Raw genomic sequence first — 24,474 nt, forward strand, 5'->3', positions numbered from 1 at the left:
GTTATTATTTTGCAGAGTTTTCTAAATAGATCAGATTCCAAGAAGATCGCTGTATGCCTTAAGAGCATTATCTGTATCGCCTGCAAGAACCTTCTTGGCAAGAGTTTTACCAAGCTGAACACCTTCCTGATCGAAGCTGTTGAGATTCCATGCAAATCCCTGGAACATTACCTTGTTCTCAAAGTGAGCAAGGAGGGCGCCGAGTACTTCAGGAGTAAGCTTATCACCAACGATGATACTTGAAGGACGGCCGCCTTCGAAGTTCTTATTAGCATTCTCATCTTTTTTACCACAAGCAAAAGCCATGATCTGAGCAGCTACGTTAGCACAGAGCTTCTGCTGTGATGTGCTGCCCTGGATATCTACATCATTGCCTGTCTGGTTGTTCTTGAAACCGATGAACTGAAGAGGAATGATGTTAGTTCCCTGGTGAAGGAGCTGGTAGAAGGAGTGCTGACCGTTAGTTCCTGGCTCACCGAAGATAACAGGTCCTGTTACGTAATTAACCTTGTCACCGAAACGGTTAACGCTCTTACCGTTAGACTCCATATCAAGCTGCTGAAGGTGAGCAGGGAAGCGTGAAAGAGCCTGAGAGTAAGGAAGAACTGCTGTAGACTCATATCCAAGAACGTTACGCTCATATACACCGATAAGTGCATCAAGCATAGCAGGGTTCTTAGTAAGGTCTTTGTTAGTAGCATTCTTATCTTCAGCTGCAGCACCATCAAGGAAAGCCTTGAAAACATCAGGACCGAAGGCAAGAGAAAGAACAGCTCCGCCCACAGCAGATGTAGAAGAATAACGTCCGCCGATATAATCATCCATGAAGAAAGCAGCAAGATAGTCACTGGACTTAGCAAGAGGAGATGTCTCACTTGTAACTGCGATCATGTGCTTGGAAGCATCAAGACCGGCTTTTGCAAGAGCATCCTTAACGAAAGCTTCGTTTGTAAGTGTCTCAAGTGTTGTACCTGATTTAGATACAAGGATAAAGATTGAACGTGATACATCAACGCTCTTTAAAACTGCTGTAGCATCATCAGGATCTACGTTACTTATGAACTTGGCATCCATGAAGAACTTGCCGTTTGACTTAGCCCAGTTCTCAAGCGCAAGATACATAGCACGAGGACCAAGATCACTTCCGCCGATACCGATCTGAACGGCTGTTGTGAACTTCTCACCCTTTTCGTTTGTGATCTCGCCGTTGTGAACCTTGTTGGCAAAATCAGCGATCTTGTTCTGCTGCTCAACATAGAAGTCTCTCTTGTTAACGCCGTCAGCAACAACGTCACCGCCAAGCTGACCACGAGTAAGCTGGTGAAGAACGAGTCTCTTTTCACCTGTATTGATAACTTCGCCATTGTAAAGAGCCTCAAATTTCTCAACGAGCTGGGCTTCCTCAGCAAATTTTGCAAGAGCAGAAAGCACAGTATCATCTACCTGCTTAGCTGCATAGTTGTAAGAAAGTCCTCCTGACATAGCAGCAGAGTATTTCTTTACTCTTTCTGCACCATTTGCTCCATCCATAACGTCTACAAGATTTACCTGGTCTTTAAGAGCATAAAGATCGTTAAATGACTTGAGTTCATCTGCATTTTTCCAGTTGATCATTACTTATACCTCTTTCTTTGATTGGCTAGATTGATGTGTAAATTTGTTCGCACATAAAAGTTACTGATTTCTGATATAGCTGAACAGTAACACACATCCTATTATAATACATATTTGATATATAATGACAAAAAAATAACAAGAAATTAAAGAAAACGTTTTTTGTGCTGCAAAATTGATCTAAAACATCTTTTTCTATGCAAATCTGCACTTGAAAAGGAAGTGTTCGTCAAAAAACATTGATCATAATTAATATCTTTCCAAAAGAGATTAATTATGCTACTATTAATTTTATGTCTGCATGATTTAACACATAAAAGCACGAACGCGTCAAAGCGTCAAACAATGTTGCGAAAAACGTTATGAAATAGTGGAGTTACTGTGTTTTTACAAAATGTGTTTTGAAAAAATATCAGATGCAAAATAATAATAAAATTGGGACAAGTTATGGAAAGAGAAAATTTCAAATCAAGACTGGGATTTATCTTAGTCAGCGCAGGATGCGCAATCGGAATAGGTAATGTATGGAAATTTCCATATATTACAGGACAGAACGGCGGTGGACTCTTTGTTCTTTTCTACCTTTTGTTTCTGCTTATTTTGGGGGCTCCGATTCTTACAATGGAGCTGGCAGTAGGAAGAGCCAGCAGAAAGAGTGTAGTACAGGCATATAAAGTACTTGAACCTAAGGGGACTAAGTGGCATATACATGGCTGGGTCTGCTTTATAGCTAACCTCATGCTCATGATGTACTACACAACAGTATCAGGCTGGATGGTTAACTATATGATCAAGTTTGCTACCGGCAGATTTGAGACAGTTAATTCAGAAAATACGGTTGCTAATGTTTTTGACAATATGCTTGCATCTCCAAAGCAGGCAATGTTCTTTATGATCCTTACAGTAACATTTGGCATTGTTGTATGTGCCATGGGTCTTCAGAAGGGTATTGAGAATATCACAAAGTTCATGATGATAGCTCTTATCGTACTTATCATCGTGCTTGCGATAAACAGTGCAACACTTTCAGGTGCTTCAGAAGGTATCAAGTTCTATCTGCTTCCATCTGTAAAGTCAGTTAAGCAGGTTGGACTTGGCAAAGTAATAACAGCAGCAATGAACCAGAGCTTTTTCACCTTGTCACTTGGTGCAGCTTCCATGGAAATCTTTGGTAGCTATATGCACAAGGACAAAGGACTTGTGGGAGAATCCCTCAGGATCTGTGCTCTTGATACACTTATAGCTATATTGTCAGGTCTTATCATATTCCCTGCATGCTTTTCTTATGGAATCGAGACAACAGCAGGCCCATCACTTATATTTATCACACTTCCTGAGATCTTCATTCACATGAATTTCGGAAGACTCTGGGGCACACTGTTCTTCGTATTCATGACATTTGCAAGCTTTTCTACAGTAATTGCTGTATTTGAAAATATCATTGCTGTAGGTATTGATAACTTTGGCTGGTCCAGAAAGAAGTCATCACTTATCAACTACATAATCCTTCTTGTAACCTGCACACCATGTGCCCTTGGCTACAATATCTTAAAAGACGTAAGAATCATTGCAGGTAAAGATATCCTTGATTCAGAAGACTTTATGGTAAGTAACCTTTTCCTTCCTATAGGCGCCATCATATTCCTTCTTTTCTGCGTTACAAAGTGGGGATGGGGATTTGACAAGTACCAGGCTGAGGTTAATACAGGAGAAGGAATCAAGCTTCCTGGATTTTTCAAGTATTACTTCATGTTTGTATTACCTGTACTTATATTCATATTGTTCTTAACAGGCCTTGCTTAAAAAAATTATAGGCTTTGTATGATCAGACATTTAAAAGGAGTCAGACGCGTTTATAAACGTGCCTGATTCTTTTTTTGCTCATATATGCTTATTAATAAACAATTAGTAAAGTTGAAAACCTCATTCCATATGACATAAAAGCCGATATAAATATTGGACCATGTTCTTTTTACATGTGATCATAATTTATGTGAAAAGAACGTCCTTGATACCAGGATGAAGTGTGTTTGCTTGATATTCATGTGGAGTAGATCAAATCTATGGCTGGTTTTGATAAATATGAAAAATCTACAGTAGTGACCAACGTCATAATAGGCACAGTAGTTATTTTGACTCTTATGTGGCTTTGCGTATTTGCGTCTCTTCACTGCGAACTGTTTAATCTGGAAGTGGACGGAGTAGTTATAGCTGCGTTTGCTATCATGCCATATCTTGTTCTCGGGGGCCTGTATGGATATGTTGTATCTTTGATAGCCTTCTTGCTGGAATTTATCTATGTTCTCGTCGTAGATAGCGATAATGTATATAAGATGTCCATAAATCTCGCTGCTATTCTCTGCTTTACTCTTTTTGGCCAGTACAGATGGTTTGCAACCAAGAAAAAAACAGCCATTTGCGCAGCTGTTACTCTTGTGGTTGTTTCATTCATGCAGTTCTTTAGCATCGTTGTGGTAGACGAAAGGATGTATACATTAGATGCGTTTCCTTATTTCATGAAGTATTTTTTCCGGGCGATCGTAGAAGTATTTCTGACTGCATTCCTTCTGCATTTTTATTTCGTAAAAGCTCCTGAAAAAACTAAATATGCATTCCCTCTATCTGTAACCTATACCAAATTCTATTGCTCTGATAAAGAAATCAGGCGCCGCTTTAAGAAAACAAGAGTCAGCATCAAGATAACAGCTATCATAATCCTTTTGGAGCTTGTTCTTGGCGTCTTTGTCGGATTTTTTATGGTAGCTCTTTTCCCTGATATAAAGAGTATTATATTTAACTCCTTACAAAGAGGTGAGATCTTTTCAGATGTTGATCTTCAGATGACAGATTCTGCTCTTAAACAGCATTTCGATCTGCTGACATTTTCGTTTGATACGACAACCATTAGCTACGACATTAAGATGCTCCTTCTGATGCTGTGCGTGGGCATTCCGATTGCAGGAATAGCCAATTTCTACACTAAGGTTGCGATAGGAGCACCTCTTGGCAGAATGTCAGATTTCATGCAGGAATACGCAGCTGCTGATGATGAAAATAAGCTTATTGTTGGCCGTCAGGTTGACAATATAGTTGTTAACACCCACGATGAGATCAGTATAGTCAACGACTCCATCAAGAAGACCGTTCATGCCATCGAGGATTACATAAAACATATCAACGAAGAGCACGAATTGGAAAAAGAGCTTGAAGTTGCCAAAAAAGCTTCTGAAACCAAATCAGCCTTTTTGTCCAACGTATCTCATGAGATCAGAACCCCTATAAATGCCATACTTGGAATGGATGAGATGATCCTGCGTGAAAGCACCCAGGATGAGATATTAAAATATGCAGATGACATAAGAAGTGCCGGCAATAACCTTCTTGGAATCATCAATGATATTCTGGACTTCTCCAAGATAGAAGCCGGTAAAATGGAGATTGTCCCTGTAGAGTATGCATGTTCATCCCTTATCAACGATCTTATCAATATGATCAAAAAAAGAGCAGAAGATAAAGGTCTTGAGCTTATCATAAAGATTGATCCGGAAATTCCTAACATCCTCTATGGTGATGAGATAAGGGTCAAACAGATCATGACCAACATTCTTACCAATGCCGTTAAATACACAGAAAAAGGAAGTATTACTTTAGATATACAGACCAAATGCTGCCAGGAAGACAATATCATCATTAGAGTATCAGTGGCGGATACAGGAATAGGAATCAAAGAAGAGGATATGCCAAAGCTCTACGGCGCTTTTGAAAGAATCGATGAGCGTCATAACAGAACAATAGAAGGAACGGGGCTTGGAATGAGCATAACCCAGGATCTTCTTGAAATGATGGGCTCAAGACTTGAAGTTACCAGCATTTTTGGGCAGGGATCAACATTCTTTTTTGACCTTCAGCAAAAAATTGTTGATGATACTCCAATAGGAAATTTCGAGCAGGCACTAAACCGCTCGATAGCAAGCAGGGAGAAGTATCACGAAAGCTTCATAGCACCAGATGCAAAGATACTTGTAGTAGATGATACCAAGATGAATCTCACTGTTATCGAGAATCTTCTTAAGAAAACGCAGCTGCAGATAGACACGGCAACCAGTGGAATGGAATGTATAGACATGCTTCATTATAAGCACTATGACATGATCTTCCTTGATCACAGAATGCCGGAAATGGACGGAATCGAAACATTCAGACTTATCCAAAAAAATAAACTAATAGACAAAGAGAAAACGCCCGTGATAGCTCTGACCGCAAATGCTGTTTCGGGCTCCAGGGAGTTGTATCTGTCAGAAGGCTTTGATGATTATATATCAAAACCCATAGATCCTATATTATTGGAAGTGGTCATTCTTAAATATCTTTTACCAAAGGGCCTTGCAAAAGTGACAGACGAAAGTGATAAGGAAAAAGACCATTTTGAAAATGACATTCCACTCTGGATACAAAATATTAATGGAATCGATATTCAAAAAGGAATAAACAACTGCGGATCTCCTTCGAGCTTTGAACGCGTACTGAAAGTCTATGAAGAAGGTGCAAGTGACAATATAGGAGCTATTGAAAACTCCTTTGAAAATTCGGATTTTGAAAACTATACCATCAAAGTTCACGCACTAAAGAGTTCGTCAAGAATTATTGGAGCAGAGCATCTGGCTACACTTGCAGAGGAACTTGAAAAAGCCGGCAATGACCAAAATGATGATATAATAAAAGAAAAGACACCAATGTTACTAAAAGAATACATAGAACTTGCAGACAGTATCAAAAGAGCTGATCCGGATAATGCCAGAAAACAGGATGATGATAGCTCCAAAGAACTGATTAGTCATGATAGGTTAAAAGAAGCTTATGATGCAATTCGTGAGACGGCGCAGATGTTCGATTACGATTCTGTGATGATGGTGATCGATCAAGTTAATACATATGCAATACCTGAAGAAGAAAAGGAACGTTATAATAATCTCAAAGAAGCTATCCGAAAGGCTGATTGGAACGAAATTAGTTCGATATTAGAGGAAAACAGATGAATAAGAACGTATTGCTTATAAGTCAGGGTTCTACATTTATGGTAGACGCCATATCGAAAAATCTCGGAGAAGCAGGTTTTGTGGTTGCAGGGTGTGGTCCGATCATCAATGATATCAAGGAACACATTGAGACTGCAGATATTATTTTGTTCTATCTTGGAGATTTTATCCTTAATGTCACAGAAGCTCTTATTTACCTGAAGGACACCTGTATTGAGAAGGAAAAGAGTCTGAATGTGATAGGAGATGAAGAAGAGGTTGAGATTTTAAACAAGGTAATAGGCAAGTCTGTCATCGACAATATCTTTGAAAGACCTCTTGATATCAAGATGCTCGTAGTAAAGCTTACAGAACTTGCTCAGAATCAGGATTCTATTAATGCAAGAAAAAATATTCTTCTGGTAGATGACGACCCGACATTCCTTCATCTTGTCAAAAGCTGGCTGTCTGAAAAATACAGGGTTACGATCGTTAATTCCGGCATGCAGGCTATTACTTATATTGCCAAAAATATCCCGGATCTTGTTCTTTTGGATTATGAGATGCCTGTAACGACAGGGCCTCAGGTTCTTGAAATGATGAGAAGCGAAACCGGAACTTCTGATATACCGGTAATATTCCTTACGGGAAAAGGAGATAAAGAGAGTGTAGCAAAAGTCTTAAGACTTAAACCCCAAGGCTACATCTTAAAAAGCGCCGGCCAAAGAGAAGTCATGCAGCAGGTGGATGACTTTTTTGAGCGCAGCAAAGGGAAAAAGATATAGGATTTCTAATGGGCTGAGTATTCCTGCGGATGGCAGTTAATAAATGATTTTGGAGTCGTGAAAATTTTATAGAATTCAAGGCATGATATCTGGAATAATATATTCTGGGATTTATAAACTCGCTTCGCTCAAACAGATAAATCCCAAACAGAATATATTATTCCATCTATCAAGCTCTTGAATTCAATAAAATTTTCAAAGACTCCAAAATCATTTATTAACTGCCATCCGCAGGAATATTCAAGACTTTAGAAATGCTTATATGGGAGAAAAGTGAAAATACAAATATAAGCGTGATAAATCAGGTATATTTAGTTGGGTTTGCTGCTACATCTTTTATTAGAAACTCGATGAATTCCACGCACTTGCCGCAGCCGGTTCCGTAGCGGAGCTTTGCCTGGACATCGCTTATTTCAGTGACACCTGATAATACCAAGTCGATGATATCTTTGTATTTGATATTCTTGCAAGTACAGGCTTCTTTGTTTGGATTCATGTGATAAAACTCCTTATTAAATAGTTTAATTCGTATCTCTTTAGGGTAGGGGCATTATGCTAACATTATCGGTGTATACTAACAATGGTATCGGCTTATGCTAATAATATTATAATATGTTAAAATGTAATAGGCTTTTATTCGAAGAAAAATCAACCAAATAACGTGAACAAAAAATACGAGGAGAAAAATTTATGAAAAAAAGAATAGTTGCATGCTTGTTAATATCAACAGTTCTTATGACAGGATGCGCTGATATATCCTTGTCTAAAGGCGCGAAAGAGGATCAGGAAGAAAAATCTGAGGATTCTAAAGACCAGGAAGAAACAGATACTGAGGGAAAAGAAAAAGATGAAGTATCATCTGATGAAGCTGATAAGGAGATTGAGGATGAAGCTTCAGCAAAAGCATCAGACATGGCTTCAGAAGATGATTCTTCGGATGAAGGTGACTCTGATGGCAGTGACCAGTCTTCCAAAAATAATACTGACTCAGAATTTGGCCCTGAAGAAGGCTTGTATGACCGTACATATTTAGTAAAAGAAGGTGATGGCTATATCTACAGACTTGAAGATGAAGACATCATCAAAGAATATGACGAGCTCTATGCGGATGCATTCCAGGAAACTTATGACTCATATGAAGATTATAAGGATATGATGGAAGAGGGACGCGGCGAATTTGATAATGATGGTTCGTCTGATTATGCTCTGGTAGATGAAAAGAAGGACTTTGGCATTGACGGATTTGGACTTCTTGATCCTGAGGCACTTGATGACGGCACATCAAAGATGGGTTCATTTTATGAGATGGATTATGACTTTGACCTGGCTAATGTCGGATATACTTATGTTGATCTTAACAGTGACGGCATATTTGAACTGATATTCGGTATTGTAAATGGTGATGAGTGGACTCCTACAACTATATTTGAAAGAGTATACACCCTTATAGATAATAAGCCTGTACATATCTTCGAAGGTGGTAGCAGGTGTTACCTCTGGCTTGGAGATGATGGCAGCATCTATGAAACAGGAAGCGGCGGAGCAGCATACTGGGGCATGTGGAGATATCACTTTGATCCGTCACAGGTTGCTCCTGAAGGTACTGATTGGGGTGGTGAAGGCTTTGTAGCAGATGAGTTCCTTGGAATGTGGGAAGAGTATGTTCACATAGAAGGTGAAGATGCTCAGGAACCTGACGATACCGCACAGAAGTCTGAATATAAGATTTCAGACGATGAATATGAGACCCTGTCAGAAGAGTGGGAAGCAAGGGTGGTAGATATAGACTGGCTGTTAATGTCAGACTATCTTGAGGATCACTAATCTATAGGTCAATTAAAGCCTCAATAAATATCTGAATTAACATTTGAATAAATATCTGAACGACAATGATTTGAGCTTCAGCTGCTCTTCATTTTAGCTTTATTAGCATACATTCTTTTATCAGCAAGAAGATATACAGCATTCCAGCTTTGTTCGTCAGCTTCGTGTTTATAGGCATAGCCTGTAGCGGCGCTGCGTATGAAGCTGGAATCTTTTTTGTTTAGATTATTAAGGGCATCATTAAGAGAGCTGATAAGACTATCAGCTTCGTTTATGTTATCGCCTTTTAATATGGCAACGAATTCATCTCCGCCGATTCTGGCTATAAAACCCTTATCCTTAAAACAATTTTCTAAAGCAGAGCTGAACTGCTTCAGGTACTTATCACCCATAAGGTGACTGATCTTGTCATTGACCTGCTTTAGATTATTAAGATCTATACTGATGATGCAGTAATCTTCATCTGTTTTGTTAAGGTCAGCCAGGTACTTTTCATATTTTGACCTGTTAGGAATATTGGTAAGACCATCGGCATAGGCAAGATGGGCAAGTGATTCATATTCCTTTTTACGACCATAGGATTCTGAAATATACAGATAGTAGTTAACAAGCGAAGTAAATGCCATACAGAAGGTTCCTGTAGGAACAGCTTCTTTTGATAACATGATCTGTTCACTGATACCGGCAACTTCCAGATACAAAAACAGTAGATTGAAGATAAAAGCCAGAGATATCATACTCATACCTGCCAGCTGAATGAGCTGTGAGGTACTGATAGAATGCTGTTTTACATCTCTTATTACCATAATGAGCATAAATATAAAAAGTATAATCGCATTGATCTGATAAAGGAACAGGAACTTATTTATATGCATGCCGCCAAGAAAATGTATGACAATAGGCGTTGTCGCAAAAATAGTAATTACAACAGCAAATATAAGATATATCTTTTGCTTGAGGAAATCATGGGCAGAACCCATTACAAAATACATTAGAGGGATGACAAAATATAGTGAAATATACTCGATCTCTGTTTCGTGTCCATTTGTATCAACAAGGAAATCAAGAAGATTGAACTGGGCGAGGAACCATATTCCAAGAGTTATGTACAAAAGGGAAGAGTAGATCTGTATATCCACTTCCGGAAGGATACGCCTGAAGCCTATGGATATCGCCAGGAACAAAACTCCAAATATGATAAAAAAGCATGAAGACATGAGGACATACAGATAGTTATAAATAAAATACAAAAGCAGGTCATGATAGCTTCCGGCTACGGGAGGAGTAAAATAGTTATACGCTCCATCCTCTGCAACATAATATTCAAGTTCAAAGGTTGAATTTGAGTAATATGTGGACAAAGTATAGAAATTGTTTTCACAGCCAACAAATTCACCTTTTGAATACTTGTCCATCAGATGCTCTGTGAGCAATACTCCATCAACTCTTATCTGCCAGGCACTGAACTTGGTCTGGAACAAAATAGATGGTGCAATGTAGTCAGAAATATTTGGGAGCTTCCTTTTGAATATCAGCTTGTCACCTTTATATGTTCCATTGCCAATAAGCTCTCTAAGTTCAGAGAGCTTTACATTCTCATAAACCGTGTCATTATAGGTGACAGTCCAGCCGTCATCAAGCGTCACAACCTTGTCAAGACCCGATGGGCGAATAAGATTGTGGCCGCCAGCCATAAGACACAAGAAGACTATGAAGGAAATTGTCAGATATGTGGCTTTCTTAAGCATGATGTTTCTCCTTCATCTCATACATCCTTGAATCTGCCAGATAAAATACATCATTAAAGCCCATAGTGCTAAGTTCTGAACTATAGGCGTATCCCATTGAAGCTGAAAGGGTAAACTTTTCTTTTTTTTGGTTGAATTCAGCCATATATTCTTCCAGAGTACGAATTGCCTTATCACACACATTCGCAGAAGGGCTTTCGTATATTACCATAAACTCATCACCACCGGTACGGCCTATAAGAGAAGCGCCATCGAATGCTTTTGAAAGAAGCTCTGAAAAAGTTCTGATCATCTTGTCGCCTTCAAGATGCCCATATGTATCATTAACCAGCTTGAGCCTGTCAAGGTCGATGCTTACGACAGCATAGGGGCTTTCGAGCGTTTTTGTAAACTGCATGCATTTAGCTCTGTTAATAAGCCCAGTCAGCTCGTCAGTATACGCAAGACCCTCAAGCTGTTCTTTAACATACTGAGAGTTAATGTGCTCTATACTGTTCAGAAGATAATATATGAAAAGACATATAGTGAAATACAAGGATCCAAGAGTAAGATAATTAACCCTGGTCAGAAAATTATCAGGATTGTTACCATAGATCTTAACATTGTATTTTACGATCTCGATAAATCCCATGACCATGAATGAGATAAAGCCAAAAGTAAGATAAGAAAATGCATTGATGCCGGTATAAGTGGTTGATTCGATCTCTTTTCTAAACTCCGTATACAGTCTTTTTACAAGAGGTGGGAAAAGAAACAGAATATCAACGACGCAAAGGATGTGTATTGCAATAGGGAACCTGCTAAGGTGAACCTTGTTTGATACATGAAGGATAATAAAAATTATAGGAAGTATTAAATTAACAGCCTCAATGATTTTCTGAATGATCCCTGCCTTGTAATTCTGGACCGAATAGATCGTCAGTACGATTGCAAGCGGAATAAAGTACAGGGAAATATATTCAAGAATTGTAAAAAAATAGTCATTGTTACTTATAAAGCAGAACACATCTTCATAAGCGTAAATATATGTTCCGAATATAATGCCAACTCCGGCACTTGCAAGAAGTGATAAGGCTCTTTTTTTCTGTAAAGTCAGATATAAAGCAAGCGATAACAAAAGGCATGCGTACATGATAAAAAAGCCACCGATAAAGATGACCAGCCTGTGCTTTTGTAAAAATGATTTAACAAGATCTTTTCTTGTACCAAAGTAGATAGGACCAAAATTCTCAAAAGCCCCGTTTTCTCCAGCGACTACAACAATCTCAAGAGATTCGTTTTTGTCTTTATCATCAAGGGTTATAAGATGCTGTTTTTTGGGAATGATCTTTCCCTTGTTGTAATAATCATGTCCATAGGAATAAACGAGTTTGCCGTCAACATAAACATCTACCGTGGACAGGTAGGTGATGAACATTATAGTTGGGGAAATGATCTCGTCTTCAGGCAGATCATTATAAAGACGTATTATCTCGCCACGTCTGATGTTTTTGATGTGAAAAGTAGAAAGTTTGACAGAAGTATTGGTTTCGTTACGGGCACTTATGGAATAACCATCGTCAAGACTGCCTAAAGAAACTGCACTTTTAGAAGAGAATGCATCACTTCCAAAGAACAGCATGATAGATGTAACCGCTATGAAAAGAATAATAAGAGTAATCACATTTTGGTGAATGCTTTTTTTATACATACACGGTACCCTCTATAATACAGTATACAAAAACGTATAGATACATACAAGATACCGTTGATGAGTTTGAAAAACAGGGTTCGAACAAGAGTCCTGGGAGTGGTCGTTTATAAATGATTTTAGAGTCTCTCGAATTTTAAAATTCAATGCATGATATCTGGAATAATATATTCTAGGATCCGAAACTCGCTCCGCTCAAACAGGCGGATCCTGAACAGAATATATTATTCCATCTATCATACTATTGAATTTGGTAAAATTCTCAAAGACTCAAAAATCATTTATAAACGACCACTCCCAGGACTCTTCGAGATATAGCATCTTTATAGGTATGAATAATTAGAACGTCCCCGTAGCTTTGTGGGGGGCGTTTTGGAAATTTGGCTATTAGCAATTTATTGGTTGTTCAATGGTGTATAACCGCTTTCTTTGACAATTTCTTGACCAGCTTCTGATAGTATAAAATCTAATAATAGAGGTATATTTGCATTCTCGTTGGCAAGATCGTATACAGCAAAGAAATTGCTTGCAATGGGGTATGTTCCGTTAGCGATGTTTTCTTCGCTGGGGTACACTCCGTTAAGCGCGAGCATCTTTACATCAGAATTACCATTTAATCCTTCTACATAGTATCTAAAAGAAAAGCCTATAGCTCTTCCTGTTAATGTGCCGAAGAGGGAACGTTTCATTTCCTGGCCATTCATGAAAGAGAGCATGGCAGTTTGGCTTCCGCTTCCGGTGTTTCTTTGGACGGCGTCTACCAGGCGGTTGTCTCCGCCGACTTCGGACCAGTTTGTGTATTTGCCGGTATAAAGGCCCTGTACCTGTTCGATGGTAAGGTTGTCTACAGGGTTATCTTTGCCTACTATAAATACGAAGGCTTCGTAGCCAATAGGGATCATGGCGAGTTCGACGCCGTGGTCTTTGGCGTATTGCAGCTGTTCTTCGGAAGGTTGGGCGCAGAAGATGATGTCGGCGCTGCCGTCCACAACTGCCTGATATGCGCCTCTGGTGTTATGAAACTGAAGTGCGCTGCCTTCTGTAAAATCGGTTCCGTCAAAAGATACGCTGTCTTCAGGATAAACTGCATCTACAAAGGCAGAGAACATGGGATACAGGGCAGCAGCACCGTCTATGACAGGAAGATCACCGGTTAACTTAACGTCTGTTTCAACATGGCAGATACCTGAATCTTCTGTAAAAGGAAGATATTCAGAAACTTCTATGGAACGGCTCTTCATTTCTGAGCCTCTATTATCGATATACCTTTTGGTGATTAAATTAAAAACAGAAATATCAAAAAGAATTATGGCAAGTACCATACAGATGATGATACATATTTGGTTTCGCGTTTTCATTTTTAACCTCATGTCGCGAGTGAAACGAGTGACTAATGGTTGAAGTGGTGGAGCTCGCGACACCACTTTGTTAAGTTTGAAAATAGTATATTTTCAAACTTAACCTCTTATCTCGAGTTGTATATGTTTTGAATTGGTGGAGTTTACGACACCAATTCGTGGAGTTAATCGGAGATTAACTCATTCAACCCCGGTTCGCTATGTAAGAAATAATGGAGCAGTCTTTATATAAAAGGTAAGACCAGATTCCAAGAGCTGCGATACTGATGATTCCGAGGATTGCGATGATCCATATGATTTTGGTAAATGTTTTTTCACTCATGGCAGACACCTCACATGTTTGCAATCATCTGGGTTAAAAGCCAGGATACAAACAGATAAAACATTATTAATGCCAGAAGGAATGACCCTGAAAGGCACAAAGAAATAATGCGCATCCTACAGGAACGCTTATCCTCTTTGTCTCTTTTTATGAAATAAATAATAGAAACGATAAACCAGATAAAAACGCCTGCAGGAATTCCAAAGAGAATTAAATAAAGCATAAACAGATCAAAATCCATACCATATCCTCCCGATGATGTTTATTTACTCATTTTTGATCATGTAAAAATGAGAGATTTAAGTTATTTATATATTTATATAAGTATAGCTGTAATTACGCTGGTAATTATTATCAATAATGTAACAATACTACTTTATCAAAAATCAGTAAATGAAACTAGGTGTGATAAGAGTATATAATGGAAACGTGGCTTTTGCGTGTAGAAATTGAAGGTTCATAATTGTTGGTTTTGTATAATCGGTTTTTGACCTGGAATTGTCAAAATTGCAAGATGTGTACAAAAATTAACATATTATTAAAAAAGAAAATTGGATATTATGCATATAACAGGGCGCTTGAACTGCTGTTTTAAAAGGAAACTGGTGAATTCAAATATACTATTACAATATTTTACGGTTGACTTAATAAATATACTTCTTCTATTATGTAGATGTTGCGTTTTGACAGATGGGAGGTGCATAGCTTTGCGCAAAAATTTTAAATGTTTTAAAAAGGCGATGGCATTACTTGGTGTATCGCTGGCGCTGACTTCTCTGAAACCTTTGATCCCTGCAGGGACAGCTTATGCTGCTGGTACAGATAAGACCGCAACAGAAGTGGTTTCAGATATGACAGTAGGTTGGAATATTGGAAACAGTCTTGATTCTTATGGACAGAGTTCTAATTTTCCTTACACAAGTTCCAATGAAACTTATTGGGGCAATCCTGCAACAACTAAAGCGTTGATCGACGAAGTTGCAAAGGCAGGCTTTAATACAATTCGTATACCTGTTTCGTGGGGACAGTATACAACAGGTTCTAATTATCAGATCCCTGAATTTTTCATGAGCAGAGTTAAGGAAGTTGTAGATTATGCGATCGCTAATGATATGTATGTAATCCTTAATACACATCATGATATCAACTCTGACTATTGCTTCTACGTTCCTAACAATGCTAATAAGGATCGTTCAGAAAAATACTTTAAGTCTATCTGGACACAGGTAGCTAATGAGTTCAAGAACTATGATTATCATCTTGTTTTTGAGACAATGAATGAGCCCAGACTTGTAGGCCACAGCGAAGAGTGGTGGTTCCCAAGAAATAACCCAAGCTCAGACATCAAAGAAGCAGTTGCATGTATCAATGATTACAACCAGGTAGCTCTTGATGCTATCAGAGCAACAGGTGGCAACAACGTGACAAGATGCGTAATGGTTCCCGGCTATGATGCTTCAATCGAAGGCTGCATGACAGACGGATTCAAGATGCCTACAGACTCTGCTAAGGACAGACTTATCCTTTCAGTTCATGCATACATTCCTTATACATTCGCACTTGCAAGTGATTCATATACAACACAGTTTACTGACAACCTTAAGGGCGATATTGATTCTTTCTTTAATGATCTTAACTCTAAGTTCCTTTCAAAGAACATCCCTGTAGTTGTTGGTGAGACAAGTGCTACAAACAGAAATAATACAGCTGAGCGTGTTAAGTGGGCTGATTATTACTGGGGCAAAGCTGCAGGATACAGCAATGTAGCAATGGTTCTTTGGGATAACAATGTATACCAGAACAATTCTGCAGGTTCTGACGGCGAATGCCACATGTATATCGATAGAAACACTCTTCAGTGGAAAGATCCTGAGATCATAAGTGCTATCATGAAGCACGTTGATGGAACACCCGCTACAATCAATGGTAAGCAGATTCCTTCTACAGATCCTCAGCCGCAGCCAGATCCAGAGCCACAGCCGGATCCAGAACCTGTTGATCCAGATCCAACACCTGTAGCTGGTGATGGTCTTAATGTTACATACACAATCAACAATTGGGGATCAGGATATCAGGTTATCATCAAGGTTAATAATGACTCTGCATCCGCTGTTTCAAGCTGGACTGTAAAAGTTAAGAAGAGCCAGGTTAAGATCGATTCAAGCTGGTGCGTAAACATTGAAGAGTCCGGTGACTATTATGTGATCACACCTATGTCCTGGAATTCAAATATCCAGCCAGGTTCATCTGTTGAATTTGGAATTCAGGGATCTGGTTCAATCGGATCTACAGTAGATATCACAGTAGAATGAGATTGAAAATATAATATTTTCAATCTCAATACAAATATCTTAAATCAAAAACGCAATGATATTTCGCAGCAAGCTAGTGTGCTGGCTCATTCATATTTGATTAAATATGAACGAGTCAGTACACTAGATACGGTATGATTTTTGAGTAATATATCAAAAAGATCATAGCTACAATGGGAGGAGCCTCGGCTCCTCCTTTATTGGTATACGGAAACTTTTTATTATTTATATAAAAAATTTTATCTATATTCTATTAAAATAGAAAAAATACAATTGTTAATTTGCCGATAATGCATTTTAACATCGAATACTGCGCATGCTAAAATAGGCTCATTCCTCAGCTAAGGAAATCATGACAGAAGGCCCGATACTATAAATATGATAAATGTTACGATGAATATATTTGTGGCGTATCCGATGGAAACTGTCGGTATTTCGCATGATTGACGTAAAAAAGCGGTACTGATATAATATCGTTTTGAACATATTGTTAAGATTTTTAACAACTTGGTAACAGGCAGCGTAGAAGGTTAGGGTAATAAAGTTTAATACTGAGAGTATCCCGATTTCTACTAGAGCTGATCAGCTCTGTATGTATCGGGATTTTTTATGTTAAGCGATGGATAAAACAAAAACTACAGAATTAGAAAAGACAACTGAAGAAAAAATAATCAAGGAAACGATATCTGAAGAAAATGTATCTGGAGAAATAGTATCTGAAGAAAATGTATCTGAGGAAAATGTATCTGAAGAAATAGTTTCTGAAGAAAAGGTATCTAATGAAAAAACAGCAGAAGAAAAAGCAAAGAAAATTGCTGATCTTTTAGAGCATTATAAGCTTGCTGATGGCGTAGAAGAGCTGATCACGGAACTTTCGCAGACAGACAATAAGAGTAATATCGTAGGCTTTGTCGGAGAGAGCAAATGTGGTAAATCAAAGTTTATCAATCAGCTTATAGGAGAAAAGGTCCTGCCGGTTTCCAGTATACCTGAGCTTGAAGGCAAGGTTCGCATTGTAGGAACTGACGCTGATATAAAGAGCCTTCCGTCCATAATAGAAATCAAAAATCACCAGTCTGTTTTTTCAGACAGCGGTATTTCGCTTATGGAAGTTCCGGGATATAACACTCAGGATAGTGCAGAAGATATAGGAAAAGATATTGTATCCTTCTGCGATGCCTTTGTAGTTGTAATTTCAGCTATGAAGCCGCTCAGCCTTACAGAGCAGGAAATGATACTTAAGCTTTGGGATGGCAAAAAGCCGTTGTTCTTCGTTGTAAGCTTCCTTGATACACTTTCATCTGATGAAGAGAAGCAGCGAATGAAGCAGTTCCTTCATGACCGAATAGCCAAGGATCTTAAAGAAAAAGCTATCGAAGCCTATGGAGATGAGGAAGTTATCCCGCAGACGGTAAATGACTATCTTGAAGATGCAAAGCTTTTGGACTGCCATATTGATAAGCCGGAGGATGTAGCGACGCATCTTAACAAGGCTTTGGTAGAGGGAATCGAAGACAGCAGGAACAAACAGATCGACAATCTGGAAAAAGAGCTTCCGCAAAAGATAGATAACTGGTTTGCTGATATCAGACAGAAGTTTGAAGACAAAGAGCAGGAACTGGACTGGAAAGAATTTAACACAAGCTTTACGATCGATTTTTCAAAACGTATTACACAAAAGTATATTTCTGATATAGAAAACGAACTGGCATTTCGAGGGATTGATTTTTTTGTAAATCCTAAAAACCTTGATAAAAGGCTCTCTGAGATCGTTATGGAAAAGAGCGGTAACCGCCAGATGGACAAAGAGCCTTCCATGTTGCTACTACAGGCGGCAGATATCCTGCGGCTGTTTGTAAAGCATCTTTGCAGGATCAAAGTGACAAGCAATACGGATGAAAATATAAGAGTTTTACTCCATGTTGCAGAAAAAGAAGCTAATCTGTATCTGAAGAATATGGATAGACAGTTTAAAGAAAGTCTTAAAGATAAAACAGATTTTGTTGAAAAAGAGCTTCAGAAAATGCGCCTTATACTTGATGCAGATAATGCACCAGTCCAGAAAACAGTGCAGCTTGAACAGATTCCTGTTCCCTTTATAAGGGTTGATGGATATATAGGAAATAGTAACCTGGTTGGAGTTAATGTTATTGCTCTTATCAGGACTATGATAATCGAAGAGCTTCAAAAATATACCATTAGTATAAAAAACTGGTGGAATCAGTGGAAACTGCAGCAGCTTGCCCTTGAGGGGAAATGGGATGAAGCTGCGATCCGCAACGAGCTTTCGATACAAAGAAAAAATCTCCTTAATTCAAGGAGAGAAGTAATCGCATTTTATGAAAATGATAAGAGATTACTGGAAGGGGAAGTATCATGAAGATCGATCCGAGAATCAACAAGTATCTGGAAAAGAATAATCTGATCCAGAGAAAATGTGCCGGATGCGGAAGAGTACTTCCTAAAGATGCAAAATTTTGCACTGTGTGCGGCACTGAAGTTAAAGATAGTGCTATCTGTCCCATGTGCCTTGAACAAAAAGGTGAAGATGACGTTTTTTGTGACGTGTGTGGGACTTTATTAGATAGATAAAAGGAGTTCTTAAACAGCTCCGTATGAATAATTTTTTATTGGAGGACAAGTAAATGAATAATGATAATTATCAGGGCTACCAGAGTATGGTAACTGATGTTGTCACTGCCTTGACAGATCTTACTAAGAACTGTCAGTCTCTTGAGATGGAAGGAAAAGCTCAGGAGCTTCAGAAAATGAGTGATCATCTTAAGAATCACATCTTTTCTGTTGGTATCATGGGTGAATTTAAACGTGGTAAAAGTACTGTTATAAATGCCCTTCTCGGACAGGAAATCGTTCCTGCCGATGTAGTTCCCTGTTCTGCAACACTTAACTATGTACGCTGGGATGCTAATAAGCATGCACAGGTTTATTTTAAGGATGGAAGAACAGAGGAAGTTCCGGTTGATGAACTCCCCAATTATATTACAAAGATCACAGAAGAGTCAGAACAGAACTCTGAAAATGTTGATAAGGCTGTAGTTTACTATCCAAGCCCATTCTGTCAGAATGGCGTTCAGATTGTTGACACTCCCGGTCTTAATGATGATGAAAGAATGACAGCAATTTCTGAAAATGTCATTCCTACTATGGATGCCATTATCATGGTAATCGTAGCTCAGTCTCCTTTTTCACAGAGCGAAGCTGAATTTGTACGTAACAAGCTGATGCTCAGCGACCTTGGTCGAGTTATCTTTGTCGTTAACAAGATTGATCTTATTGATGAAGATGAAAGAGACAGACTCCTTGAGCACATCAAGGACAAGATCACCAAGAGTGTTATGCAGAAGATGGAACTTGTATATGGCGCAGATTCCAAAGAATATCAGGATGCACTCAGCAAAGTAGGTGATATACACCTTATCTCAGTATCAGCTAAGAAGGCCTTAAAGAGTAAGATAAACAACAAGCCTGAAATGTTTGAAGAAAGTGGCTTTGGCAAATTTGAAGGCGCATTGTCACACCTTCTTACAAGCGAGCGTGGAATCCTTGACCTGATCCATCCTGTTAATACCATCATGTCTACAAGTAAAGAAGCTCTTGAAATGGCCAACATGCGTATGGAAGCCATGAACATGGATGCTGATGAATTCGAGAAAGTTCAGAACGAATCATTAGAAGAGCTTGAAAAGACTCGTGAAGCTAAGAAAGAGGAAATCGATTCCCTTAAAGCTAAGGGAAGAACTCTTTATCAGGATATGCTTCCTGAAGTTGCGGCTGCTTATGATGACATTACAAATCAGATGTCTGCATTTGTAAGCCAGTATTCAATCTCAGAATCAGATGTTGCTAATGAAGACAGCGTAAAAGCTTTTTCTGCCAAGATGTCTCAGCAGGTTAACAGTCAGATCGAAGGAATCCTTGCTGTTCATACTGAGAGAATTCAACATAAGGTTAGTGAACAGCTTGGACGCGATGTGGCTAAGATGGAACAGTTTGGAGTTAGAGTAAATAATAGTCTCCAAAATATACAGCTTGCTGTAAAGTCGAAGAATGTGGCTATGAACAATGCCAAAGCAAATATTGGCGGAGTTTTGGGAGATACACTAGTCGATATAGCAGGAATAATAGGTATGGGTGCGCTTCTCGGTGGTGCACTTCCTGGTGTAGGAGCTTTGGTTTCGGGTTATAGAGAAGATGGAATCAAAGGCGCTGCCGCTGGTGGTGCAGCTGGTGTGGTAGCTGGCTTTGGCGTGGCAGCAGGCATCATTGCGGCTACTGGTGGACTGGCACTTCCGGGATTGTTAATCACATCTTTATCATCCGCGGTTGCCGGTAAGGGAGTCAGAGCGTTGCTCTTTAAGAAGAAAGGTACAAGCGACAGCGGATTTAATACATCAGATAACCCGGTTGATCAGGTACGTTCACAGCTCTATGAGTCAGTTAATGCATCTATTGATGAAATTCGCAGACAGAATTCTCTTGAAAACTGGCTTAAAGATACCTGCGATAAGATGTATTCTTCTATGGCTGACTCTATCGATACAGAATGGGAGAACTCATTAACTTCTGTTGAGAAATCACTTGCTGAGATCAAGGTGAATCTTCAGCTTAACGAAGAGAAGAGAAAGAATAAAGTCGAAGAGCTTCAGGAAGAAATTGATGAGATCACAAAGATCGTTAAGACCATAGAACCAATCCAGAACCGTTTGAAGTCAGCTCTTGAAAACGGTAGAAAGGAGAATGAGTAATATGGCAGAATCACCTTTACAGAATCTTGACTGCAACTTCCCATCCTGGCTTCAGAACAAAAAGAGTGAAGTTGGCAAACACAAAGCAGGAAAATATGAGTGGGATTACAGTTATCCGATGGATCTTGAGCTTAGAAAGACTCTGGAAAACATGCATGGCTTTGTAGACTTTGCCAAGCATGTTACTTCAACTATTGCAAGACAGGAAATCGACAAAGGTTATCGTTCATGGCTTGCTGTTGGACCAAACCAGTTCCCTGAAGTTTATGATCTTGGAAGAGACTGTGCAAAACATTTGGGTATAGGTATACCAAGCATTTTTATTACTAATAGTGACGATTTTAATGCTTATACAATAGCCAGTGACGATATAGATCCTATCATTGTAATTCATAATCTGCTTCTTGAAAGATATTCTCTTCCGGAGCTTAAATGTATCATTGCACATGAATGCGGCCATATACATAACTATCATTCTGTTTTTACTATGATGTCCAGAATACTGACTAATGGTGCACTAATTGGAGGAGCTTATTCAGGGTTGGCACGACTGCCGCTTTCTCTTCTTTCTATGGGAGCGAATCTGACATTGAATATGTGGAGTAGAGCAGCAGAAGTTACAGCAGACAGAGCCGCTCTTATATGCTGTGATGATGTTGAGGATGCATTTCAGGCAACAGGACGACTTTCTTATGGCGCAGTAAGGGTTGAGGATAGAATAACTTCAAAACTTGATACTGAAAGTCTTCGTGAACAGCTGAGAATGACAGAAGCTTCAGGCTCAAAGTATATGGAAAGCCTGTATAATCATCCGATCACAACAAAGAGAGTGTTTGCACAGATGGAATTTGCAGAAAGTGAAGTGTTCTATAGCTGGAGACCTGATCTTTTAAAACCCGGAGTAGTTCCTAAGACAAGATCCATGGTAGATAATGAGGTCAAGAATATCATTAAATTAAACGGAAAGGGTAAAGCTGATGGAAATAAATAACAGGATCGAAGTAGATGGCTCTGCCGTTATCGAAAGTTTTATGCAGGAACTGGACTGCCTTTCAACCTTCCGTAATGATGGCTTATGCAGAGATGTTCTTGGTGCAGATTTTGTTACCAAGATGGAAAATTGGGATCATAGTATTCGCAAGCAGAAGGAAACACCACTTACTGTTGCAGTATGTGGAGAGTTTAAACGCGGTAAATCAAGTCTTATCAACGCTATTTTTGGCGAGGACATTGTTACAACCAATGTTAACACCGAAACTATTACTATTAATCACTTAAGCTACGGAGAACATGATAATGTTCTGATCCTTAGAGGTGGCAAGAAAATGCACCTGACAGATGATGAACTTAAATGTGATAATTTAAAGAATATCCTTTCACAGCTTAAAGAAAAGCCTTTATATCTTGATCTAAAGCGTCCTATTGACATGCTTAAAGATGTGACGATTATAGATACTCCCGGCCTTGGAGATTCACTTCAGGATTTTGCAGAAGATGTTGAAATGGCATTAAAGCAGTCAGATGCTGTTATCTATGTTTATTCTGTTTCCTATCCTTTATCTATTCATGAACAGTGTTTTATGAAAACAGCAATAAGAGATCAGGGATTTTCTAAATTGTTTTTGATCGGAAACTACTCAGATACTTTTGAAAACAAAGAAGATCTTGACAGACTTAAGGACGTTACTAGACGAAGAATTGAAGATTTTCTTCCGGGAATAGAGCCTGTTCTTTTGAGTGCATTGGATGAACGTTGCAGGCAGATGGGAGTGGCAAGGCCTAATTCTGTAATTGCGCAGGAACTTGAAAGATCCTTTGAAGGATTTAGAAATGAACTTTTTGAACTTCTTGATCAAAAGAGGGATACTATAATACCTGATCGTGTTGAAAGATTTGCAAGAGCTATGACACAGGATCTTGGAAGCGATCTTGATATTGTGAACGAAGCTCTTAATGCAGAGCGAAGCGACGCTGATAATAAGCTTGCAGAAGTAGAGAAAAACAAATCAGGATGCCTTGATGAAAAAAGTAAGATTGAATCCAGAATAAGTGAATATTGTAGCGTGATGCGCGGAAATTCAATTGGCTGGATGGAAGAATTTCTTGGCCGCTTATATATGGATATAGATAGTCTTAGATCTGTTACGGGCGATGATATTAAGAAGTATTATTCTTCGTATTGTGTAGAGATCATTCATGAAGCAATCTCGCTCTGTAATGCAGAGGTGATCAAGGGATTATATGAAGAACTTGACAAAATATCTCAGGATATAAGTAAGAATCTGAATATAAATGGAGCTACAAAAACGCCGAGAATTACGATCGCACTCCAGAATAATAGCTGGACTGCTGCTGATAATGCAGCTTTTACAGTGAATAATCTGAGCACGGCAGGTATTAGATTCCCATTCATGGATCTGGCTTATTATCTTGCTTGCTTTGCTGCAGGTGTGGCAAATAGTAAGAAGGTTAAAGATGGTTCAGAGGATCTTATAAAAAGAATTAAAGATCAGTTCGCTACTCTAAAAAACTCAGTTATGACATCAACAAATGAATCCTGTAAGGTACTTGAACAGGATGCAAAGCGTATGATCGCTGAATACTATGATGGCCTTCTTGAAACAAATGAAAAGCAGGCGCAGCTCTTTGCAAATGTTGCAAAACAGAATGAAGAAGAAAAAGAGAAGAGCCGTAAAGTAATCCGTGAATTGCAGGAAGCATTAGATAGGATCAGATCTAAGTTTTATTCAGGTGATCTGGTGGAATCCGATGTAGAACCTGAACCGGAAGCATAAGCAAAACGTATTAGTGTAGATTAATGGTTTTAATATTGATAGAGTCGTTGCGAAAAGCAGCGGCTCTATTTGTGTGCGAAAAAGTATATGGAAAAGTATACAAAAAGTATACATCAAAACTGTAAGAAACAAAGAAAATAGTACACAGAATTTTGTAATAATTATATATAAAAAGAGTAAAAATATTAATTACTATTAACAAATATTAAGTTGGTATATTTACGAAAGTAAACGTTTAAGTTATG

At 38.7% G+C, this 24,474-nt stretch carries 17 protein-coding genes; 10 read left to right on the forward strand and 7 right to left on the reverse strand.

Features of this window, described 5'->3' with window-relative positions; all coding sequences use genetic code 11:
• Positions 1-30: 30 nt before the first annotated feature.
• Positions 31-1,614 carry a glucose-6-phosphate isomerase gene (locus WAA20_RS08770; protein ID WP_073386144.1) on the reverse strand — a complete coding sequence of 528 codons (1,584 nt, stop codon included), beginning with the start codon at positions 1,612-1,614 and terminating at the stop codon, positions 31-33.
• Between the two features lie 447 nt (positions 1,615-2,061).
• Between WAA20_RS08770 and WAA20_RS08775 the strand changes: the two genes are divergently transcribed.
• The 3 genes from WAA20_RS08775 (at position 2,062) to WAA20_RS08785 (ending at position 7,414) form a co-directional block, all read left to right on the forward strand.
• Positions 2,062-3,417 (forward strand): sodium-dependent transporter, encoded by a 1,356-nt coding sequence (locus tag WAA20_RS08775; RefSeq protein ID WP_073386145.1) that lies wholly within the window; start codon positions 2,062-2,064, stop codon positions 3,415-3,417.
• A gap of 260 nt (positions 3,418-3,677) precedes the next feature.
• Positions 3,678-6,650, forward strand: coding sequence for a response regulator (locus WAA20_RS08780; RefSeq protein WP_073386147.1), 2,973 nt, complete (start codon positions 3,678-3,680; stop codon positions 6,648-6,650).
• A complete protein-coding gene (locus tag WAA20_RS08785; RefSeq protein WP_073386149.1) occupies positions 6,647-7,414 on the forward strand; it encodes a response regulator in 768 nt (255 codons plus the stop codon). Before WAA20_RS08780 ends, WAA20_RS08785 begins: the two co-directional genes overlap by 4 nt.
• A gap of 301 nt (positions 7,415-7,715) precedes the next feature.
• On the opposite strand, the gene WAA20_RS08790 is transcribed toward WAA20_RS08785, so the two are convergent.
• The gene (locus WAA20_RS08790) at positions 7,716-7,910 is read right to left on the reverse strand and encodes a bacterioferritin-associated ferredoxin (RefSeq protein WP_073386150.1); all 195 of its coding nucleotides are present in this window, start codon (positions 7,908-7,910) and stop codon (positions 7,716-7,718) included.
• Positions 7,911-8,104: 194 nt separating this feature from the next.
• Between WAA20_RS08790 and WAA20_RS08795 the strand changes: the two genes are divergently transcribed.
• The gene (locus tag WAA20_RS08795; RefSeq protein WP_073386152.1) at positions 8,105-9,238 is read left to right on the forward strand and encodes a hypothetical protein; all 1,134 of its coding nucleotides are present in this window, start codon (positions 8,105-8,107) and stop codon (positions 9,236-9,238) included.
• Between the two features lie 77 nt (positions 9,239-9,315).
• Here the strand turns inward: WAA20_RS08795 and WAA20_RS08800 are convergent, their stop codons facing one another.
• The 5 genes from WAA20_RS08800 to WAA20_RS08820 all read right to left on the reverse strand — a co-directional run bounded on the left by WAA20_RS08800 (position 9,316) and on the right by WAA20_RS08820 (position 14,597).
• Complete coding sequence (locus WAA20_RS08800; RefSeq protein ID WP_073386153.1) at positions 9,316-10,986, reverse strand: GGDEF domain-containing protein; 1,671 nt, start codon at positions 10,984-10,986, stop codon at positions 9,316-9,318.
• Positions 10,979-12,676 carry a GGDEF domain-containing protein gene (locus WAA20_RS08805; RefSeq protein ID WP_073386155.1) on the reverse strand — a complete coding sequence of 566 codons (1,698 nt, stop codon included), beginning with the start codon at positions 12,674-12,676 and terminating at the stop codon, positions 10,979-10,981. The genes WAA20_RS08800 and WAA20_RS08805 overlap by 8 nt, the downstream gene beginning before the upstream one ends.
• Positions 12,677-13,071: 395 nt before the next feature.
• On the reverse strand, positions 13,072-14,034 hold the full coding sequence (locus WAA20_RS08810) for a substrate-binding domain-containing protein (protein ID WP_073386156.1): 963 nt from the start codon (positions 14,032-14,034) through the stop codon (positions 13,072-13,074).
• Between the two features lie 184 nt (positions 14,035-14,218).
• On the reverse strand, positions 14,219-14,356 hold the full coding sequence (locus tag WAA20_RS08815; protein WP_167562673.1) for a hypothetical protein: 138 nt from the start codon (positions 14,354-14,356) through the stop codon (positions 14,219-14,221).
• A gap of 10 nt (positions 14,357-14,366) precedes the next feature.
• The gene (locus WAA20_RS08820) at positions 14,367-14,597 is read right to left on the reverse strand and encodes a hypothetical protein (RefSeq protein ID WP_073386158.1); all 231 of its coding nucleotides are present in this window, start codon (positions 14,595-14,597) and stop codon (positions 14,367-14,369) included.
• A 466-nt stretch (positions 14,598-15,063) separates the two neighbouring features.
• Between WAA20_RS08820 and WAA20_RS08825 the strand changes: the two genes are divergently transcribed.
• The 6 genes from WAA20_RS08825 (at position 15,064) to WAA20_RS08850 (ending at position 24,229) form a co-directional block, all read left to right on the forward strand.
• Complete coding sequence (locus WAA20_RS08825) at positions 15,064-16,668, forward strand: cellulase family glycosylhydrolase (RefSeq protein WP_073386159.1); 1,605 nt, start codon at positions 15,064-15,066, stop codon at positions 16,666-16,668.
• Between the two features lie 619 nt (positions 16,669-17,287).
• A complete protein-coding gene (locus WAA20_RS08830) occupies positions 17,288-19,048 on the forward strand; it encodes a GTPase (RefSeq protein ID WP_073386161.1) in 1,761 nt (586 codons plus the stop codon).
• Positions 19,045-19,260: a zinc ribbon domain-containing protein gene (locus tag WAA20_RS08835; protein ID WP_073386163.1), complete on the forward strand. Its 216-nt coding sequence runs from the start codon at positions 19,045-19,047 to the stop codon at positions 19,258-19,260. The genes WAA20_RS08830 and WAA20_RS08835 overlap by 4 nt, the downstream gene beginning before the upstream one ends.
• Positions 19,261-19,313: 53 nt before the next feature.
• The gene (locus WAA20_RS08840; protein WP_073386164.1) at positions 19,314-21,434 is read left to right on the forward strand and encodes a dynamin family protein; all 2,121 of its coding nucleotides are present in this window, start codon (positions 19,314-19,316) and stop codon (positions 21,432-21,434) included.
• A gap of 1 nt (position 21,435) precedes the next feature.
• Positions 21,436-22,425 carry a M48 family metallopeptidase gene (locus tag WAA20_RS08845; RefSeq protein ID WP_073386166.1) on the forward strand — a complete coding sequence of 330 codons (990 nt, stop codon included), beginning with the start codon at positions 21,436-21,438 and terminating at the stop codon, positions 22,423-22,425.
• The gene (locus tag WAA20_RS08850) at positions 22,412-24,229 is read left to right on the forward strand and encodes a dynamin family protein (protein ID WP_073386167.1); all 1,818 of its coding nucleotides are present in this window, start codon (positions 22,412-22,414) and stop codon (positions 24,227-24,229) included. Before WAA20_RS08845 ends, WAA20_RS08850 begins: the two co-directional genes overlap by 14 nt.
• Positions 24,230-24,474: the final 245 nt, after the last annotated feature.

This window comes from Butyrivibrio fibrisolvens, assembly GCF_037113525.1.
GTDB classification, from domain to species: domain Bacteria; phylum Bacillota; class Clostridia; order Lachnospirales; family Lachnospiraceae; genus Butyrivibrio; species Butyrivibrio fibrisolvens.

Coding starts and splice junctions, on each gene's coding strand:
- WAA20_RS08770 (WP_073386144.1), bottom strand. CDS start 1,614: ATGATCAACTGGAAAAATGCAGATGAACTCAAGTCATTTAACGATCTT.
- WAA20_RS08775 (WP_073386145.1), top strand. CDS start 2,062: ATGGAAAGAGAAAATTTCAAATCAAGACTGGGATTTATCTTAGTCAGC.
- WAA20_RS08780 (WP_073386147.1), top strand. CDS start 3,678: ATGGCTGGTTTTGATAAATATGAAAAATCTACAGTAGTGACCAACGTC.
- WAA20_RS08785 (WP_073386149.1), top strand. CDS start 6,647: ATGAATAAGAACGTATTGCTTATAAGTCAGGGTTCTACATTTATGGTA.
- WAA20_RS08790 (WP_073386150.1), bottom strand. CDS start 7,910: ATGAATCCAAACAAAGAAGCCTGTACTTGCAAGAATATCAAATACAAA.
- WAA20_RS08795 (WP_073386152.1), top strand. CDS start 8,105: ATGAAAAAAAGAATAGTTGCATGCTTGTTAATATCAACAGTTCTTATG.
- WAA20_RS08800 (WP_073386153.1), bottom strand. CDS start 10,986: ATGCTTAAGAAAGCCACATATCTGACAATTTCCTTCATAGTCTTCTTG.
- WAA20_RS08805 (WP_073386155.1), bottom strand. CDS start 12,676: ATGTATAAAAAAAGCATTCACCAAAATGTGATTACTCTTATTATTCTT.
- WAA20_RS08810 (WP_073386156.1), bottom strand. CDS start 14,034: ATGAAAACGCGAAACCAAATATGTATCATCATCTGTATGGTACTTGCC.
- WAA20_RS08815 (WP_167562673.1), bottom strand. CDS start 14,356: ATGAGTGAAAAAACATTTACCAAAATCATATGGATCATCGCAATCCTC.
- WAA20_RS08820 (WP_073386158.1), bottom strand. CDS start 14,597: ATGGATTTTGATCTGTTTATGCTTTATTTAATTCTCTTTGGAATTCCT.
- WAA20_RS08830 (WP_073386161.1), top strand. CDS start 17,288: ATGGATAAAACAAAAACTACAGAATTAGAAAAGACAACTGAAGAAAAA.
- WAA20_RS08835 (WP_073386163.1), top strand. CDS start 19,045: ATGAAGATCGATCCGAGAATCAACAAGTATCTGGAAAAGAATAATCTG.
- WAA20_RS08840 (WP_073386164.1), top strand. CDS start 19,314: ATGAATAATGATAATTATCAGGGCTACCAGAGTATGGTAACTGATGTT.
- WAA20_RS08845 (WP_073386166.1), top strand. CDS start 21,436: ATGGCAGAATCACCTTTACAGAATCTTGACTGCAACTTCCCATCCTGG.
- WAA20_RS08850 (WP_073386167.1), top strand. CDS start 22,412: ATGGAAATAAATAACAGGATCGAAGTAGATGGCTCTGCCGTTATCGAA.